The sequence below is a fragment of the Lepagella muris genome (assembly GCF_004793975.1).
GTDB lineage: Bacteria > Bacteroidota > Bacteroidia > Bacteroidales > Muribaculaceae > Lepagella > Lepagella muris.
Genome location: NZ_SRYB01000009.1, coordinates 79,773 through 97,725, shown reverse-complemented (window position 1 = coordinate 97,725; position 17,953 = coordinate 79,773). Strand labels below are relative to the sequence as shown.

Sequence of the window (17,953 nt, the reverse complement as noted above, 5' to 3'; positions counted from 1 at the left end):
AAAGATGGGGCTTTTAGTCTCATCTTTCTTTTAACACTTATATAACCCCTAAATCAACACTCCTGAAGGTAAACACCAACTTTTGCTACTTGGTCATAAGGCATTTTGAGTCTGATAATTACATTCCCAACATAAGGTAGATTTCGTTTTTTTAATTCAAATTGCGTACTTTCTCCAATTTGAATAATCTTTCCATCATAGTCAAACAATGAGATAACAACATGAACCCATTGTTTGCTTTGCCTTCCAGCGCGAAACAAAAGATAATTCATAGTGATATATTCACTATCTATTGGAGAAAATGACATAGTTTGAACTTTTACGTTCAAATCTTCAAATGAAGAAGTACAGATCTCTATTTTTTCTGATAAAGATACTGCTTTTTCTACTGCATCCATATATATAAGATGAATTTTCTAAACGATAAAGTTAGAATCTTCACATTTATCATTTGCATTTATTTAATTCATCATTATACCATTGGGCTGCTTTATTTAGTTCTTCTGTTGTTTTATCGGCAGCTTCATTTGCACGTTTTCTGGCTTCTATCTGAGCCTTCGTGTTCCCATTGATATGGTCTATAAAATAGGACACGCCCCAACATACACTGACACCTACAATGGCAGCAAACAACATGCCTATCAGGGCACTTTTTTTAATTTTTCCCATAGTCATTTTGAATTTGGTATTATAGTTCACAAAATGACATATACCCTTTTTCTTATCCGAGGTGGTGATTTCGACGCGAAACAGGACTTATGCCACTTTCCAAAAATTTTCTGAAAAGTAGTGCAAAATTACTCAAAAATCGTCGATCTACCAAATTCATTGCACCAGAACTATTATAGAGTATGAGTACAAGTCTAAATAACCTCGCAATAACAACCACTGGCAGTGCAATGGCTTCTACAATGGGAGCCTTGTTTAATACTTTACAGAGTAAAATTGCTAATGGTGGTAGAGATAGTAACTGTAAATTTTACTATAAAGACGGCGCCGGCGGCTCACTTCTTCAAGTAGCAGTCAAGGGAGTTGTCCGGGGAGCCGTATCTGAATTAAAAAATGAAGCCGTCAATGCCTTTAACTCTTTGCTGAATGGTAAAAGAACCAAAGATACAGTTGGTGCAGCCTGGGTGGAGTCCGAATTGAAGAAGCAGGAGATCGAGGCAAAAGAATATGGGATGATGCAAGTAGATGGTGGTACTATCTATGCTTTAGATGACTGGGGTGGCAAAGCTCCAGAAGCTCTGATGTTGGGAATTGAACTCGATCAGAATATCACCATAACTCAAAAATTCCCTGTATATCGTACTAAAGTAATTGATGCAAAGAAAGGTATCTATAAAGAACAAGAGCCTGATACTGTAACCAATACCGTCAATACTAAAACTTTGGTATGGTATGACACCACTGCTTTGATAACCATTAATTCCGATAAAAATCTTATAGCCACTCGTGTTACCGGGCGTGATTATAGCCGTAAGGAACTTGTTTCCAATGGCGATATAAAATTTACTGTCTCAGGTCAAATCACAAGTGGAAAGCCAGACATCTATCCCACAGAAGAGATGCAGAAATTCTACAAGATTATGCAATACAAAGGCATTATCAAGGTCAATAATATGGTTCTTGATATGCTGGGTATCACGCATATTGTCATTGAGAACTTCAGTGTCTCTCCACGTCAAGGATACAAATCTCTCCAACAATACACCTTCTCAGCTATTGGATTGCAGCCGGAAAATGAAATTGAAATCTCTGAAGATACAGTTTCAATCATTCCGCAGAAGAATGTTTCCGCAAAAGAAGATGATGGCAGTGAATGGATGAAGATGTTGAACAATCAGCTTGAAGGACTTAAATCTATGGCTTCTGATTTGGTTAAGCAGGGCGTAGGTTTGGCTGCCGGCTTGCTGGAAGAACAATTATAATTATGGCATCAGATTTAACTTCACTCCGCACACAGCGACCCGATCTGGTGCAACAGGTCGAGTACACACTTACCCCTAAATACTATCAGCATAAAGCCTATGAGGATAAGCTCGCTATACTGGTATGTCAAATCAAAATTTGGAAAGCAAGTGGGAATAATTGGTTTTCTATTCCCTCTGCAAACCAGTGTTTGACCATACGAGAATGTGAGAGCATTGAAATATCTGACTCTGCTAAAAACCTTATCAATAAAGCAGTTGTCAGATTTCCTCGTGGCACTGTTATCAATCTCTCCAGTCGTAAGGAAAAAGATGTGATGAGTGGTGATAAAGCGGATTCAACCGATAAAGAAAACACCCTCAAAACAGCCAATAATGATGGTGATGTAACCTCCACTCCTACTGCATTATTCACTGAAGATGGTGTCTCCACCACCTCTATGGCTGCTAATTATGATGATAAGGGCTTAATTGACTTCAACCGCACCAAGACTGAAGCTGCATTGCTTAGTCCTAATGATGTGGCCGTCGGTAATCGTATCGAAATACGTTTAGGGTACGCATATTCTGAAACCGAGTTTAAGAAGATGAACACTGCTGACAGTGATCCGAATATGGATGTGGTGTTTACCGGCTTTATAACCGCTATTTCTGTTGATACTCCCTTGGAGTTAGAGTGTACCAATATGGCCCATATCCTCGCTTCTGTCAGCACACCCAACATATCAGCTAAGGCCACGTTAATGGTCAAGGATTTTCTTGATGATGACGGAGAATATCATCTTTTGAAAGATACAGGAATACCTCTGGCCGAAGCAAGTAAAGGCTCAACCATTTCTGTGAGTGGTGGCTCTATCAGCAATAACTTGACCATTGCCGATGTGCTTACTGAATGGAGCAAGAGCGGTGTCCTTTGTATGATTGAAACAAAATCAGATGGGTCCGCTCAACTGCGTGTTGGTCTTACTTATTATGCCGGCAAAGGAGGTGGGCTTCCCAATAATGATAAGAAGTACATTACCTATAATGGGGGAAACAACTCAGTCAAACTCATTCAGTTTGATTGGGATGTTGCCCAGGATAAACTGAATCTGAAACGCAACGACAAGAAATATCTGGCAGTCGAAGCTCAGGGGCGCACGAAAGACAATCAATTTTTTAAGCTGACACTCCGAAAAAATCCAAACCCTGATGATGAGGGGTGGATGATTGAGAGTGACGGTCAATTCCAGATTGTCAATCGCCGAAAGGTAAAGGATCGTAAGAAAATGAAATTTGTCAATGGTACTTATAGCACCAAAAGAATTGAAGGTCATCTTACGGATCCGGCCAAGCTCGATAAGTACAATGTCATCCAATATCTCTCAACCAAGGTAGGTATTACTGAAGAAGAACTTATTGAGGAGGCAAAGCAATATTGGGCCAACTATAATCCCAACGGTATATCAGGCTCAATAGTGATATTTGGTGATTTGTACATCAAACCTACTGATATAGTTGGCCTGATAGATGTACGCCAGCCGGAGAAAAACGGATATTACTATGTCGAAGCTGTGAATACCAGCTTTGGAATGGGTGGTTATCGCCGTGAACTTCATATCCCTTATAAGATAGCCACGTTTTCAAAACCAGTTCAAATCATATAATTATGTCGCTTAAAGGAGAAATCAATAAATATTTAGGAGATGTCAGACGTTCTGTAGGGCAAATGGCCCGACAAGGGATGACTGGTCCTGATGGTGCTGTGCGTGGCACCAAGAAAATTCTGGGATATGTATGTGCTATTCACGAAGAGGGGGATTTAGCTGGCACTATTGACGTTCAGGAATTTAACTATGAGCCTGATGAATATCCGATTATGGGTACTGGTCATCACGAAGGAGTATTGCTTTCTGCTATTCAGGACAATTCCCAGGGTGTGCTGATTGTTCCGGTGCTTTATTCGGAAGTTGTCATTACTCAAAATCCCACCGATGGCCGTGAATATGTGCTGATGTATAGTCACGCAAAGCGTATTCAATTTTTAGCTCAATCTATCGAAGGTGAAGATGATGGGGAAATTGAGATTGGTGTTACCGAAACGGAAAAGCCTGTTGAAACAGATGATGGCCTGGATAAGGATTATTATGAGTTGGAACCTACCAAAAATAAAACCAACACAAAATATACTTCCAAATCTATCACTGACCAAATCACCTCTCCAGATGATGAAGAAGGCTTTAAGCAAGAAAAAACTGTTGAGCATAAAATTATTACTGTGGGAGACACCAAAATTACTATTGATGGTGAGAATGTGACAATCGAGACAAGTGGTAAGGTTTCATTCACGGTTGGAGGCACCAGCATTACTGAAGAGGACGGCTCTGTCAATATTAAGACCGATAAGGCCAAAATCGAAACAAGCAGTTGTGAAATCAAAGGTTCTGATGTCAAAGTTGATGGGGCCTCAGTAACTATTACTGGTGGTACTCTTAAAACCAAGGGAGTGTCAGCAACAGATTTGAATGGCCCATTTAACGCCATTAAAGTCTGTCCTTTCAGTGGCGCTCCCCATTGCGGATCGTCAGTTAGCGGAACATAATATGAGTAAATCAGCATTTGCACAAACTATCATATCAAAGCTCAAAAGCTCAATAGGCACTTCTGGTAAAGATTATTCTGCCGGAAGTGCCTCTGCCGCTATGAGCGCAGTAGCAGCTGGGATAACCGAATATCTGATTGCTAATACAACTGTTATGGTTGCTTATGTAGGCATTATCCCTGGAACCCCACCAGTTCCCGACCCATTAGTTACTGATACATTCAAGATAATCGGAAGTTGCGCACCTACTGGCCCATCAAACAGCTTTGATAGTTGGATAAGGCAAATAGAGTCCAATATTATTGCTGGATTCCAGCTTGCACCCAAGGGAAATGCTGGCCTTGTGTTCGCTCAAATGCCTTTTGCCATTCCCGGCATTGTTACGACACAAGCTAATTTGACCGCAACACACGATGTGAGTGATGAGGATCCTCAGCAAAAAGTTTGGGAGGTTGTATGTGGAGGAATTATGGACTGGATAAACAGTTTGGCAATGAACGTAACTCCGGGAGCAGCTACTCATCCCACAGCACCCTCCACTGGCACAGCAACTATCACCAAAATAACCATCACTTGACCCATCTCACTTGACTATTATAGATAAAAAGCAGTCAAGAAAGATGGTAAGAGACATAATCATAGATATGAAGGAGCGTGACTTATTGACCGAAGATAAGTCAAATGCTTCTATACCCATATTTGATTCACTTTGGGGCAATATATTCGATGAGGATAAAGAACTTGACATCCTGATTTGTAACATCATTATCCCTGAAGCGTATTGGAGTATGGTTAAGTATGAGGACGGCGAAATGACTTGTCGTTTCAAGTCTGCATATATACCCAACACCAGCAATTTCAGAATCCGACTTGTTGGTTTGCGCAGTGGCAAATATTATGTGTTCAGCAACATCAGAGGTGAATTTGGATTGCCGGTAAACAGCTATGTCCTAAGTAAGAATATTGCTGCTCCTATTTCGGCAAGTATGCTCCCTTTCATAGACATTGATGGTGAGTTCTTAGTAAGACTGGTGCAGAACAGCAAATCAGAAGTGCTGGATAAGGCTTATATCTATTCTGCTAAAAGCACCGACATCAGTATTAACTATAGTGATGACCAAGCCTCTCAGCTTCTTACTTTATGTGCCCCCGGCAAAAGTTACCGATACCCCACTACCGGTGTTGGGATTACTAAATACCTAAACTGTGTGGTTGCGCACTCAGATTTGCAGAAAGTTCTGGAAGCTCAGTTCAATGGCGATAAAAAGCCCATTCAAAATGCGGAGTTCGATAACGAAACCTGCAAACTTGATGTGCTTTTCAATCCTGAAAAAGAAGAACCTGATACTGGGTTGGATGATATTGATGACCTCAATCTCGCCTTTTTCAGTATGTTTACTGATGAATATGTCAGACGTAATATAGTTCTTAATGAATTGTCTGACACCGACTTTATGGAGCTGCTCAATGGTTATCCTTATGCCCTTAACATTCTTCTGTTTACCGATTACACCACCAGTGTCTCCCGCATTGCCAATAAGGTTGAACCGGGCCAATTTAATGGTGTAGGCGATATAGAGGCCAGCGATAAATACTATATCGTTTCTGCAACTCTGGAGGCAAACACCATAGTGATGTTTGATGATGAAACAGAAGATGAGGTAAAGGACGCACCTATCTTTATCATCAACGATAACGATGAATCTCGACTATATACCGCCTTGGTAGAGCAACCCTATTGGCTCACTGAAACTTGTCATAAGTGCTTCATATTAAAGCGGAGGTCCGTAGTAAAGTATATGATTCGTCAAGACCAATTCCGTGCCGGCAAAGGATTGTATATGGTGCCTCAAACCAGTGCCAACATAAAAAATATGCTGGGATTGGTGCAAGACATCAATACCGGTAGATTGCTTGGCATCGTCTCTAATAGCACTAACATCAGTGACATGACACTGGATGAAATCACTCAGCATATTTACGCAACTCAAATAAATCAGTGATATGAATAACGATAACGTGGTCAAAATTGGAACCGCTCTAAAGTGGCGCAACACTTTTGACTTAACCAAGAAATACTATCAGGAGAACGTGGTCACGGCGTGTGGCTGCGTATTCCGATGTAAAGTATTGCAGGCCCAGGGGAAATCCCCAATCAAAATGACGGATGATCAGGGTCATATCGTATATACCAACACCGACGTCTGGGATGTACTTGTAGATATGGCATATTATTACAACTATGCCGTTGATACCAAGAAACTTACTCAGCAGATGCTGGATTATGCGAAGAAACTGGATGAGGCTTTCCAGAAGCAGCAGAAAGAAATTGAGGCTATTCAGAAAGACAACAAGGACCAGTGGGATCACATCAACGCCATTGAAAAAGTCAACGATGAACAGCAGCGTGAGCTAAACGCCATCTTTGATACCATCAGCTGTTTCAGTGAGGGTATTTGGATTGACACTCTGCTTTGGAGTAACGAAACCATCTGGGATAACAACAAGTATGCGATTACTGATGACTTGCAAAATCAGATAAACGAACTGACCGAAACACATCGTCAGGACATAGAAGATTTAACTGAGAAGCATAATTCAGAAATCAGCAAACTTGCTGCCCACGTCGTACAGCGTGAGAAATATCAGGATGGCATAAACGACTATCTCCAGGATCAGGTTTACGACCTTAACAATACTTTATCCTGCTTTAGCACCGGTGTTTGGGAAAACGACTTGCACTGGAGCCAGCTCACACTTTGGGATAACAACAAGTATGCTATTACCGACGCTCTTGCTGAAGAACTCAAAAGTATGGCCGACACCCATAAAAAGGATGTTGAAGCCATCAACAACAGAATTAGTGATAATAAGAAGGCTTTTGAAAAGGCAATGCTCGAAAATGCTAAAGAGCACGGTCTGGTCAAAACTCATCTTGAAAAACACGATGAAGAAATCAAAAGCCTTCAGGATCTCATTGCTATTCACGATGAACAGATTATTGATCTCATTGATACCCTTTGCTGCTTTAGCTCAGGTCAATGGGATAATGGTCTGAAGTGGAGCAATAAGGCTTTATGGGAGGATTCAAATCTGATGATAGATACCTTTGAAGATGTCTATTCCAAGATAGAAGAACATCAGAAAGCTATTGAGAATTTAACCAAAGAGATTCAAAAGGTTAAGTCTGATGCTGCTGAAACTCTGAAATCTATCAATCAGACTTTCGATGGGTTCCGAAAAGAGCATGAGGCCTTCCGAAAAGATCACGAGGCGTTTGGCAAAGAACACGAAACTTTCCGTGAAGAGCATCAGAAGTTCACTGACCGCCTGAATGGTCACGACACCCAAAATGAAGAACAGCAAAGAGAGCTTGACACTCTTCTGTATCGCATCTCCGTAGTCACAAATGGAGTATGGGACAATAACTTGTTATGGGTAAATGATTCTGAATGGGTCAACTCCAATCTTAGTGGTTCTTGTCATTGCCCGGAAGATACTGAAGAGAGATTAGATGACCTTCAGAATAATCTGGAAGCGGTTGAACAGCGTGTTTCCGATACAGAAACAAGGCTTAATGACGTAGAAAGTGGTATTGATACCAATTCTGCTAATATCGCCATCAACCAATCGGCAATAGCGGACAATGCTTCTGAAATCGAAAAGATTAAAGAGGCTGCTGTTGCGGAGCATAGAGCTGTCGCTTATCAGCTTCGAGCCATAGGGCGCGAACAAGCTGCTCAGGATGAAAACATCGCTAAACTGGGAGAGCATTTCAGTTGCTATGCCGATGGTATCTGGGGGGATTTATTCATCTGGGATAACGAACTTCTTTGGGCTAATCAGTCTGGGGTGGTAACGGAGGCTATATCTGATCTACGGAATGACCTTAGAGATACCCGCCAGAAACTGAATGAGGCCAATGAGGACATTATGACTAACCTCTCGCTCATTCGGACAAATCACCAGCTTATTGAGGGTAATTCGGTTGATATTCAGAACAACAAAGCTGAGATCGAGAAAACCCAATCTGACCTTCAGACAACTGCTGATGAAATCCGAAAAGAAGCACTTACGGAACATCGTCAAGTTGCCTATCAACTGAGAGCTATAGGACGTGATCAAGAAGTTCAAAACGATAATATTGCCAAGATAGGTGAACACTTCAGTTGCTTCGCCGATGGTGTATGGGGTAATCTCTTCGTATGGGATAATGATCACCTCTGGGCTAATGCTGCCGGTGTCATCACAACCGCTATTGAGGATATTCATATCGAGCTTGATTCTCATAAAGAAACACTTGACCTCATACTCGAAGAGAAAGATGAGCACTTCACTTGCTTCAGTGATGATGTCTGGTGTAATGCTTCTGTGTGGGATAATGGCCGTCTATGGCCAAGCGATTTTTCAAACTTTGCAGAAGCAATCCAGAAAAACGCAGAAGATATAGAAGCAATTACTAAGTCTGTGGGGGATTTCAAAACTCAAACAGATGAAAAAGTTGAGGCTATAGAGAATACTCTTTCCCAAGCGTCTGATAAAATCTCTGAGGTTTCCACTTTAAGTCAGAATAACCAAAAACTGATTGAAGAAAATACTCAGAAAATCAACAGTAACACTGAGGATATTCAAAAGTTGGGAAATGTAGTCGGCACTCTTCAGTCAGATGCTATAACCGAACATCGTCAGGTAGCCTATGAGTTGAGGGCTATTGCTCGTGAGCAGGCAACCCAAGATGAGAATATCTCCAAATTAGGAGAGCATTTTGGATGCTTTGTTGATGGCGAATGGTGCGATCTCTTCCTTTGGAATAATGGTCAGTTATGGCATAATGAGACTGGACTGGTCGAAGAAGCGATTGCTGACACTAACGAAAGGATTGATGCTATTGAAAGTGAGATTGAGGCTCTCAATCAAACAGCTGAAGAACATCAGTCCGAGTATCAGGAAATGCTCGATGATATTCGCTCTTATAACGGATGCTTTGAGAAAGGCGAGTGGGCAAGTCCATTCTTCTGGAATGATACTGATGTTTGGTACAATTCTCCCAATGTGGTTTCAGAAGCTGAAACTGAGATTATCAAACACGACACCCGTCTGACAGCTCTTGAATCTCAATTTAAGCTCTTCCTTCAGCAGTTTGCCGCTCAACAGACTATTATTGAACAGCAACAGGATATACTGGAAACATTTACCGATTGCTTCACAGTGCTCAATTTAGGTAAATGGCATAATCTGCTGTTCTGGGATAATTCCTCAAAATGGTCTGATGTGATGATAACAGAAGCAGTGGAGAGTGGTGGAATTGCCAGTGTCGCTGTAAGAGACTATGACCCGGCAACTCAAACGGTTTCAATATAAAACTCTATTTGTGAGGGAGTTAAGACTCACATTCTTATATAATTAATAACCATAAACAACATGGCAGATCTTAAAGTTACACGCTTTGTCATTGATGGCCAGCCTTTTGTCATTCCCTCTGCTGCCGCAGATCAGGAGGGCTTGATGTCGGCCAGTGACTTTAGCAAACTTGCCGGTATTGCACCCGGCGCTCAGGTCAATGTACTGGAGGGCGTTAAGGTCAATGGCGTTGCAGTCAGCATTGCATCCAAAATTGTGGATCTTCTGATTGCAACGGGTGCGACCAATGGCACACTTTCAGTGCAGGGGACTGACATTCCTATTAAGGGATTAGCAGCTCTGGCTTACAAAGCCAACATTACAGCCAATGAACTCGATGCAGCTCTGAAGGCAGTAATCGACGCAAAAGCAGAGTCATCTGAAGTTGCCACTCTCAGTGGTAAAATCGACACTCTTAATGGCACCGGAGCCGGTTCGGTGTCTAAGGCAATCACCGATGCTTTCAATGACTTTGCTACTAAAGTCACTGATGATGGAGTGGTCAACTCCTACAAAGAGCTTATCGACTGGGCAGCAGAACATGGCAGTGATGCTACTGAAATGGCCGCTTCTATCACCAACATTGAGAATATTCTTGATGGTATTGGAGGTGATGGCGAACCCGCCACAGTCAATGCCGCTATCACGGCTGCAATCAATGCCCTCAACCTGACTTCCGCTCTGAACGGTAAGGTTGATAAGGTAGATGGCAAAGGTCTTTCTACAAACGACTTCACCAACGACCTCAAAACAAAGCTCGATGGTATCGCTGCTAATGCAACGGCCAACACCTATGCGTATGACGCAGATACCAAGACCCTCACTCTCACTGGCTTCACAGCGGCAAACTAAACTCTAAAGACTCATCGCAATGGCAGATACTAACCCCAAAATATTACAAACGCTTAATCTGAACGGTCAGCGTTTTAGTATTCCGGCTTGCTGGGAAGAGTTAGGACTGACTAAGGACTATATGCTTGCCCTTCTGAGCCGTGATGAGTACACTCCCGTTGCGAACCAACAGCCCACCGACACGCACACGCTTTATACAGACACGGTAAGTGGGAATCCCGCAGGTTTTCACCCGGGACAGTGTGTGATTTATCCAGATTCAGATATACCTGATGGCTGGGGTTTATCCATAGCCAAAAATGTAACCACAAACGTCCAGGGTGTGCCTACCAAAGTAAATTGGTATCACGCCACTGATGTTGAAAAACGTCTTACACGTTTGGAGGAAAAAATAACCATAACACATGATGGTGTAATCGGTACTGGATTGTGGATCAATGAATATCCGTGGCAACAGGACGCTGTATGGGATAACGGGAATTAGTGTTTTTACAAGTTAATACTATTATATAAAAAAACCAACAGTTTTAATACATTTAACAACATGGCAACAGAAAAGCAAATTACAATGGACACAGACTGGGGTGCCAAGGGTGCACAACTTACCGGTGCTCAGGTTCAGGCTTTCATCAAGGGTCAGCTTCAGTCTCTGCATGACAAAGATGCAACCCTTCAGAATCAGCTTAACAGTCTGAACTCAGATCTGGGTGACGCCAACCCTCAGCTTCAGGCAGCTACAGACGGCTGTTTTGTAACCTATCATCGCAAAAGCGATAACTGGCCTCTTGCCGTACCACACTGGAAGTGGCCCGCTCTTGAACAGGCAGGTGAGGTTGCAGACGGTGTGCTTGTACTTATTGATGGTCAGGCTCCTATCATCGTTGCACCTACCCAAACCAACCTCAAATGGTCAAAGAACGCTATTGCGGTCAATGCTGATACCGGCGGTGACTATACCAAGGCGTATGTGGATTACACCGGCAAAACTCGCACAGCAGCTATCATGGCTAAGGGTGTCGAACTCTTTGGTGAAAACGAAGAGGAATGGACTCAGTATGCTCCCGCATGGTGTAACGCTTATGATCGTTCTTACAACAAGGGCGATGAAGCGGGCACTATGATTGGCATTGGTGCTGGTAAATGGTGGCTCCCATCTATAGCGGAACTGCTTACCATTTGGAAGCACAAATATGCAATCAACCTTTGCCTCTCAGTTATTTCTGGCGCAAGCCAGCTTTCTGAGAGCTGGTACTGGTCCAGCACTGAGTACTCGGCGACGAACGCTTGGAACTTGCACCTGAACGACGGCACCCTCAACGGCTGGCACGCTAAGGTGCAGGCCAGCGGCTACGTCCGTGCCGTGGCAGCATTTCATTAACCCTTTATCTCTTCAACCCTTTAACTCTTCGGAGCGTAGCGACGAGCGAGCGAAGCGAGCATAAGGGTTGAAGAGATTCACCTATTCAACTTATCTCAAAGTAAATTCGCCGACTTAGGAAGGTTCAGGATTATGTTCCAAGGCTTTAAGATAAGTAAATAAGTGAATGAGGGTAAAGTAGTTAAGGAATTTGGTGTATTTGGCTTGGTATTAAACAAATACACGAATTGATGAAAATCAGTTTTGTTATAAACAACTGTTGCGATGGCTTTATCCAACGAATTGCCGGTTTACGTTGAAACCTATCATTATATTCAAGCAGTGCTTGATACTCATAAAAATTTTCCAAGGGATATTAAACATACCGTTGGTCAAGAATGGATCAAGAGAGTGATTTCATTGCCTACATTCATTGTGCGGGCAAATATGTTCAAAAGTGAACGTGAAGCCTATCTCACTGATTTCATTTGTGAGTTTGAGTATTGCAAATTGATAGTTAGACTGGCTGGTGATAACCGTTGGATAAGCCGGAAGCAACAATCAAATCTCATGTATTTGGAGGCAGCTATCGGCAAACAAGTGACAGCATGGAAGAACGCATCGAAAAAGAGGTATCGAAAGCGGGAAATTGCTGAAGATGGCGATTGATCGGTGCAACGCACAGAGTATGGAAGTTTAAGGATGACCATAGAGTATGCGCTTCCGTGAGAAATGGGGGTACTACTGCCATAAGTAGTTAAGAATAAGACAACGTACCCGAAACACTGAGAACTCGGCGACGAACGCTTGGAACTTGAACCTGAACGACGGCAACCTCAACAACTGGCACGCTAAGGTGCAGGACAGCGGCTACGTCCGTGCCGTGGCAGCATTTCAACGAAAGGCATAATTGCGATAGATAACACAAATATATAATGGCATTATCACTTTTAGTGCTGATATGGTGACGTATGAGGATTTGGTAGAAGCCTATTTGGATTGTCGTGTACATAAGTCGCGGACAAACAACTGCATTAAGTTTACTCTTGATGTGGAAGGCAATCTGTATGATATGATGCAAGCCATCAATAACAGAACATATCGACCTCGACGTTCCATTTGTTTTGTTGTTAGCCGCCCCAAATACCGTGAGGTTTTTGCCGCTGATTTTGCGGATCGAATAATTCATCATTACATCAGGCTTCGTTTAGAGCCATTAATTGAACAAGAATTTAATGACAGAACATTTAATTGCCGTGATGGTAAAGGAACTTTAGCCGGTGTGGATCAGATGAAGAAAGACATAATTGAATGTTCAAACAATTACACAAAAGACTGTTATGTCGCTACCGTTGATATTAACAGTTTCTTTATGTCTATCCCAAAGAAATTAGTAGAAGATTTAGTTATCCGGTTGATTGATGAGAAATATACTGGCGATGACAAAGATGATTTAAGATTCTTATATCATGTTGTATTAAGCCACTGTCCTGAGGAAAATTGTATAAGGCAATCGTCAATTACCATGTGGACTCATTTGCCCGCAAGCAAATCGTTATTCACTAATGGCGAAGGATTAGGGATGCCGATTGGTAATCTACCTTCTCAGATGTTCGCCAATTATCTCTTAAACTCATTAGACTGGGCGATTGAAAAAGAATTTGGTATTAAATATCACGGAAGATATGTTGATGATATATATTTGGTAGCTGAAACTAAAGAGCAAATTCTCAATGCTATCCCAAAAATCAGACAAAAGTTAGAATCCTTGGGGTTGAAATTATCGCCCAAGAAATTCTATATGCAACATTATTCTAAAGGATTAGATTTTACTGGAGCCGTTGTTAAACCCGGAAGAGTCTATCCACTTAGTCGCACAGTCACTAACTTTAGACACAGCATTGGTAGGCTCAATAAATGTCGCACCAAAGCGCAGGTTATAAGAGCATTGTCCTCAGTCAATAGTTACCTTGGATTATTAAGACATTATGATAGCTATGCCATTAGATACAATGGATTGATGGAGATTGATGCAAAATTATTTAAGTGGGTTTACATCAAAGGACACATGGAAGTGGTGAAACTGAAGAAGAAGTATCACCCCAGAACCCGTATCCGTTACCGGCTTAACCATAACTTTCACGATAAACTCTCCCTGCCTCATCCCATTGCTGTGTTTGAGGAAAGAGACGATAAGGAAAAATATATGAGGATGTTAGCTGAATATACCCCAGTGAATATCCCCTCAATCCACATACTTGAAAGTCATTCGGACTATTAATAATAAACAACATCAGTTTTAACTTTCAAAAAATCTGAACAATGGACCAGATCAACAGCAACAACGAACCTGTAGAACAGCAGGTAGAAGTAATGGCTCCCGAAGAGTCAGTAATGTCGCCTGAAATGCTTGCAGAAATGGAAGCTCAGAAGAATCAGGAACTCTATGGTGATAACGTCAAGAAAATCGGCGGTTGCGCTGTAGTGACCGTTGGAGACGAAGTTATCGCTCTCGAACTCCCGATCACCTATCCCCAGCTCCTTTCGGCTATCATCAAGCGCAAGTATGACTCCGACCAGGCCGAAGCGATCACCGCAAACTTCCTCAACGCCCGCCTTCAGGCCGTTCCTGAGAACAAGGCCGCTGAGTATGTCGCAGAATATGAGGCATACCAGGCATGGCGCAATACGGCTAAGGCCGTTGCCAAGGAAGTGATGGGGGTTGAAGAGTAATTACCCATCACCATAAGGCCGTCCTTGGATATACTATGTCCTTGGACGGCTTTTTTACAAAACCAACCAACATCAAATTCACAATGAAAAAGGTATTTTCTACCATAAAAGAACGCTGGAAAGCTCAAATCCCTATCTTCTTCCAGTGGATTATAGGTATTGGTACTGGTGTGGCTGCTGTCGCACTTGCAATCCAAATGGCTCTTACTTCCGGGGGGGCAACAATCCCTGAATGGTGGGAGTCTCTTTATCCATACCTTATCGGTATCGGTGCCGGCATGACGGCAACTGCTAAGTTCACTCAAAAGCACTGAAGCCAGACTATTAATAATAAAAACCAATGGCGCAATATAGAGTCCGAAGCGGACAAAACATATACGATGTAGCATTAACTCTCTATGGCAGTGTAGAGGGCATTTTTGATTTGCTGGCAAGCAATAGCTGGCTCAATATGGAGACCCAGCTTTCTTATGGCATGATTCTCGATTACCACGAAGAGTTTGCTATCAATAAAAACATCGTGATATGGCTAAAGGACAATAATGTGCTGGTAAAAAATGGGGAGCATATCTATAACTATCTCAATATAGAAGAGGTGGTTAAGAATCATATTGCCACCTATCATTCCGCTCAATACAATTCACTCGCTGAAATGTCATCGGACGAGCAGAATATGTATTGGGAATCACTCTATACTCCCCGAATGGTCATACACCATCAGGGTCAGGTATCTGATATGATTGTGCGCTTGAAAGCTGACACTCATCTCATCGTGGACTGGGGAGATTACACCGCACCTCAGATTATTGAGGGTACCGAAGAACAAGAAGTGGAACACTGTTATAAGGGGTCCGGGAAACATATCATTACTCTATATGGAGACTTTGAATGTACCAAATTAGACTTCCGGGAATTGAATGGTGTATATTATCCACTTGGTGTCATATATGCTGATGAGTTTCTCTCAGTATTAGATAATGAGGATCTGAAAAAACTTATAATTACGCAATGAGAAGTGTAAGTCAAATATATTCCGAAGCTGTCAGCACAAGAAACAACTACTTGCAGCTGACAGAACTCAATACAGGCCGTAGCAACAGTAAGCTCAGTATGCTCAATCTGCTGACTTATGTTGTGGCGGTCTGCATCCACACCTATGAAGCCGTCCTCGATCTCTTTCAGGTAAGGATTGCTGAAGTCCTCAATGGCCGTATCAATGGCACTCCAGATTGGTATGCAATGATGGCGAAAAAGTTTCAGTACAACAGTGTAACTGAGACTGGTGATGAGCTACGGTTCAATGAAGATACTATGAAAATTGAATATGCCCAGCCGGACACTTCCCATAGGATCATTGAAAAAGCAGCCTGGCAAACCGATGACAAGTCTCTTACTCTGAAAATTTGTAAAGCAAACGATAACTCCAATGAGGTCAATAATGGTATTCCTTATATGGCTCTCAATGACTATGAGCTGACCGCTTTCCGTATGTTTATCCAACAAATTAAGTTTGTTGGTGCCGACATCTATTGTGAGAGTTCCCCCGGAGACATTGTGACGATAGTTGCTGACAAGCACAATCCCATTTTTTACAATGACAGCTATGTTACGGCAGCCCAAGCATTGACTGAATTACAGCAGGCTATGATTGACTTTGCCAATGAAATGGAGTTTAATGGTATGTTCTACTATCAGTCTGTCTTAGACGTGATTAGAAAAACAGAGCATATCACTGACATCAGCAATAACATCAAGATATACATCAGCTCTTACAATACTACCGACCGTAAGTATGACGAGCCGGTGGAACTGAGTAATCGGATCAGGTTAAAAAGTGGTTATATCCGCTTGCTCGATACGAACTCAGTAATGACAATCAATAGTGACAACCTCACGCTGGTGCCAGCATCAAAAATGGACCAGTATTTTGCCGAACTGGAAGAGCAATGATAAACATTGATTTTATAAATATCAACAATGCGAAACTGATTGGCAGACTATTGCCTTTCTGGGCCAGGGGCAAGAAAACATCTTTGCTCCTGCAAGCCATTCTTAGCCCTATCGCTTCAGCACATAGTCGATTTAAGGCGTGGGGATTGGAAAGGTATATAGAATGTCATATCACAGCGCAGAAATCTTCCTTGGAGTGGTATTTGAAGTATCGCCTCAAAACCCATTTCTTGAAAGAGAACGATAATTTCTTTATCACTCAGGGTATCAATGAATCCGTTTCTTGTTTCAGCAGTAATGTATGGCGAAATGGATTACACTGGGATAATGCTCTCAGATGGAGTGTTGATACAGAGCCTCTTGTCAATATGAATATGAATCTCACTTGTATCAATACTGGCTTGTGGGAAAATCGGATGCTCTGGAATAATGCTCTATTGTGGGATAATGAGGACAATGGCAAGAAGTATAATGACGATTATCTGGAGTCTATTGACCAGACCAATGTTTATGCTCCAGCCATTGTTGATACAGTCAATTACAACCACGAAGATTATGAACGAGACATCCGCAACATTATGTCGAAGTTTATGATCAACTTCAATAAAATCAACATCATTGTGGCAGACACCGAATATTAACTATCAAATTCAATAGATTATGAAAGTTCACAACCTGGGCAGTGACTATGCCTTTCAGAGAAAACAGAAACCAAAAAATCAGCCGGAAGTTAAGTCAACTGAATTGCCGGCGCCCACTGAAGTAACAACTGAAACCGATGCTGGAGATCAAGTTCCGAGCCGGGGAGAAGGAGAGGTTGTGGCAACAGCCGATGAAACCTCAGCCCCGAAGCAAAAAGGCCGTAAGAAAAAAGAAACGGGGACCGAAAACGAACAGCCGCAGGACTAAGGTCAAATTCAATGAAACGGCTGTAGGGCATTTTCTATTCGTATATGCTCCTATTCAATATTTACTATTGATGGAGTATCATAGTGTGTTGAGATTGACTCATAGAAATCAAATCATCAGCTATGAGGCGATAGAAACCATTGCTTTGAATAGCGATAACCCAGCTTTTCGATCAGCACGCTTCAGAAGAGCCCTTATCTCATATCGCCGTTTTGGAATGAAACCTCTACGTCCTACTGG

General features: G+C 42.1%; 19 protein-coding genes. 17 read left to right on the top strand and 2 right to left on the bottom strand.

Features of this window, described 5'->3' with window-relative positions:
* Positions 1-53: 53 nt before the first annotated feature.
* Positions 54-398 carry a hypothetical protein gene (locus tag E5331_RS08100; protein ID WP_135984476.1) on the bottom strand — a complete coding sequence of 115 codons (345 nt, stop codon included), beginning with the start codon at positions 396-398 and terminating at the stop codon, positions 54-56.
* A gap of 49 nt (positions 399-447) precedes the next feature.
* Positions 448-669 (bottom strand): hypothetical protein, encoded by a 222-nt coding sequence (locus E5331_RS08095; RefSeq protein ID WP_135984474.1) that lies wholly within the window; start codon positions 667-669, stop codon positions 448-450.
* 182 nt (positions 670-851) lie between these two features.
* Here E5331_RS08095 and E5331_RS08090 point away from each other — a divergent pair, with 182 nt between their 5' ends.
* The 17 genes from E5331_RS08090 to E5331_RS08010 all read left to right on the top strand — a co-directional run bounded on the left by E5331_RS08090 (position 852) and on the right by E5331_RS08010 (position 17,713).
* Positions 852-1,931, top strand: a complete 1,080-nt coding sequence (locus tag E5331_RS08090; RefSeq protein WP_135984472.1) for a DUF6046 domain-containing protein — start codon at positions 852-854, stop codon at positions 1,929-1,931.
* Positions 1,932-1,933: 2 nt separating this feature from the next.
* Complete coding sequence (locus E5331_RS08085; RefSeq protein ID WP_135984470.1) at positions 1,934-3,577, top strand: hypothetical protein; 1,644 nt, start codon at positions 1,934-1,936, stop codon at positions 3,575-3,577.
* A gap of 2 nt (positions 3,578-3,579) precedes the next feature.
* The gene (locus E5331_RS08080; RefSeq protein ID WP_135984469.1) at positions 3,580-4,512 is read left to right on the top strand and encodes a hypothetical protein; all 933 of its coding nucleotides are present in this window, start codon (positions 3,580-3,582) and stop codon (positions 4,510-4,512) included.
* A 1-nt stretch (position 4,513) separates the two neighbouring features.
* On the top strand, positions 4,514-5,089 hold the full coding sequence (locus tag E5331_RS08075; RefSeq protein WP_135984467.1) for a hypothetical protein: 576 nt from the start codon (positions 4,514-4,516) through the stop codon (positions 5,087-5,089).
* Positions 5,090-5,156: 67 nt separating this feature from the next.
* Positions 5,157-6,515: a hypothetical protein gene (locus tag E5331_RS08070; RefSeq protein WP_135984465.1), complete on the top strand. Its 1,359-nt coding sequence runs from the start codon at positions 5,157-5,159 to the stop codon at positions 6,513-6,515.
* A gap of 1 nt (position 6,516) precedes the next feature.
* Positions 6,517-9,873: a coiled-coil domain-containing protein gene (locus E5331_RS08065; protein WP_135984463.1), complete on the top strand. Its 3,357-nt coding sequence runs from the start codon at positions 6,517-6,519 to the stop codon at positions 9,871-9,873.
* Between the two features lie 60 nt (positions 9,874-9,933).
* On the top strand, positions 9,934-10,764 hold the full coding sequence (locus tag E5331_RS08060) for a hypothetical protein (protein WP_135984461.1): 831 nt from the start codon (positions 9,934-9,936) through the stop codon (positions 10,762-10,764).
* Positions 10,765-10,783: 19 nt separating this feature from the next.
* Positions 10,784-11,248, top strand: a complete 465-nt coding sequence (locus E5331_RS08055; RefSeq protein WP_135984460.1) for a hypothetical protein — start codon at positions 10,784-10,786, stop codon at positions 11,246-11,248.
* Positions 11,249-11,308: 60 nt separating this feature from the next.
* A complete protein-coding gene (locus tag E5331_RS08050; RefSeq protein ID WP_135984458.1) occupies positions 11,309-12,142 on the top strand; it encodes an Lcl C-terminal domain-containing protein in 834 nt (277 codons plus the stop codon).
* A 264-nt stretch (positions 12,143-12,406) separates the two neighbouring features.
* Positions 12,407-12,790, top strand: coding sequence for a four helix bundle protein (locus E5331_RS08045; protein WP_104404834.1), 384 nt, complete (start codon positions 12,407-12,409; stop codon positions 12,788-12,790).
* A 382-nt stretch (positions 12,791-13,172) separates the two neighbouring features.
* A complete protein-coding gene (locus E5331_RS08040) occupies positions 13,173-14,402 on the top strand; it encodes an RNA-directed DNA polymerase (RefSeq protein WP_168355179.1) in 1,230 nt (409 codons plus the stop codon).
* A 41-nt stretch (positions 14,403-14,443) separates the two neighbouring features.
* Complete coding sequence (locus tag E5331_RS08035) at positions 14,444-14,854, top strand: hypothetical protein (RefSeq protein ID WP_135984454.1); 411 nt, start codon at positions 14,444-14,446, stop codon at positions 14,852-14,854.
* Positions 14,855-14,937: 83 nt separating this feature from the next.
* A complete protein-coding gene (locus E5331_RS08030; protein WP_121698833.1) occupies positions 14,938-15,168 on the top strand; it encodes a hypothetical protein in 231 nt (76 codons plus the stop codon).
* Between the two features lie 26 nt (positions 15,169-15,194).
* Complete coding sequence (locus tag E5331_RS08025) at positions 15,195-15,866, top strand: hypothetical protein (protein ID WP_135984452.1); 672 nt, start codon at positions 15,195-15,197, stop codon at positions 15,864-15,866.
* On the top strand, positions 15,863-16,804 hold the full coding sequence (locus tag E5331_RS08020) for a hypothetical protein (RefSeq protein ID WP_121698835.1): 942 nt from the start codon (positions 15,863-15,865) through the stop codon (positions 16,802-16,804). The genes E5331_RS08025 and E5331_RS08020 overlap by 4 nt, the downstream gene beginning before the upstream one ends.
* Positions 16,801-17,445 carry a hypothetical protein gene (locus E5331_RS08015; protein WP_135984450.1) on the top strand — a complete coding sequence of 215 codons (645 nt, stop codon included), beginning with the start codon at positions 16,801-16,803 and terminating at the stop codon, positions 17,443-17,445. Before E5331_RS08020 ends, E5331_RS08015 begins: the two co-directional genes overlap by 4 nt.
* Positions 17,446-17,464: 19 nt before the next feature.
* Entirely contained in the window at positions 17,465-17,713 is a 249-nt protein-coding gene (locus E5331_RS08010; protein ID WP_135984448.1) for a hypothetical protein, read from the top strand.
* Positions 17,714-17,953 lie beyond the last annotated feature (240 nt).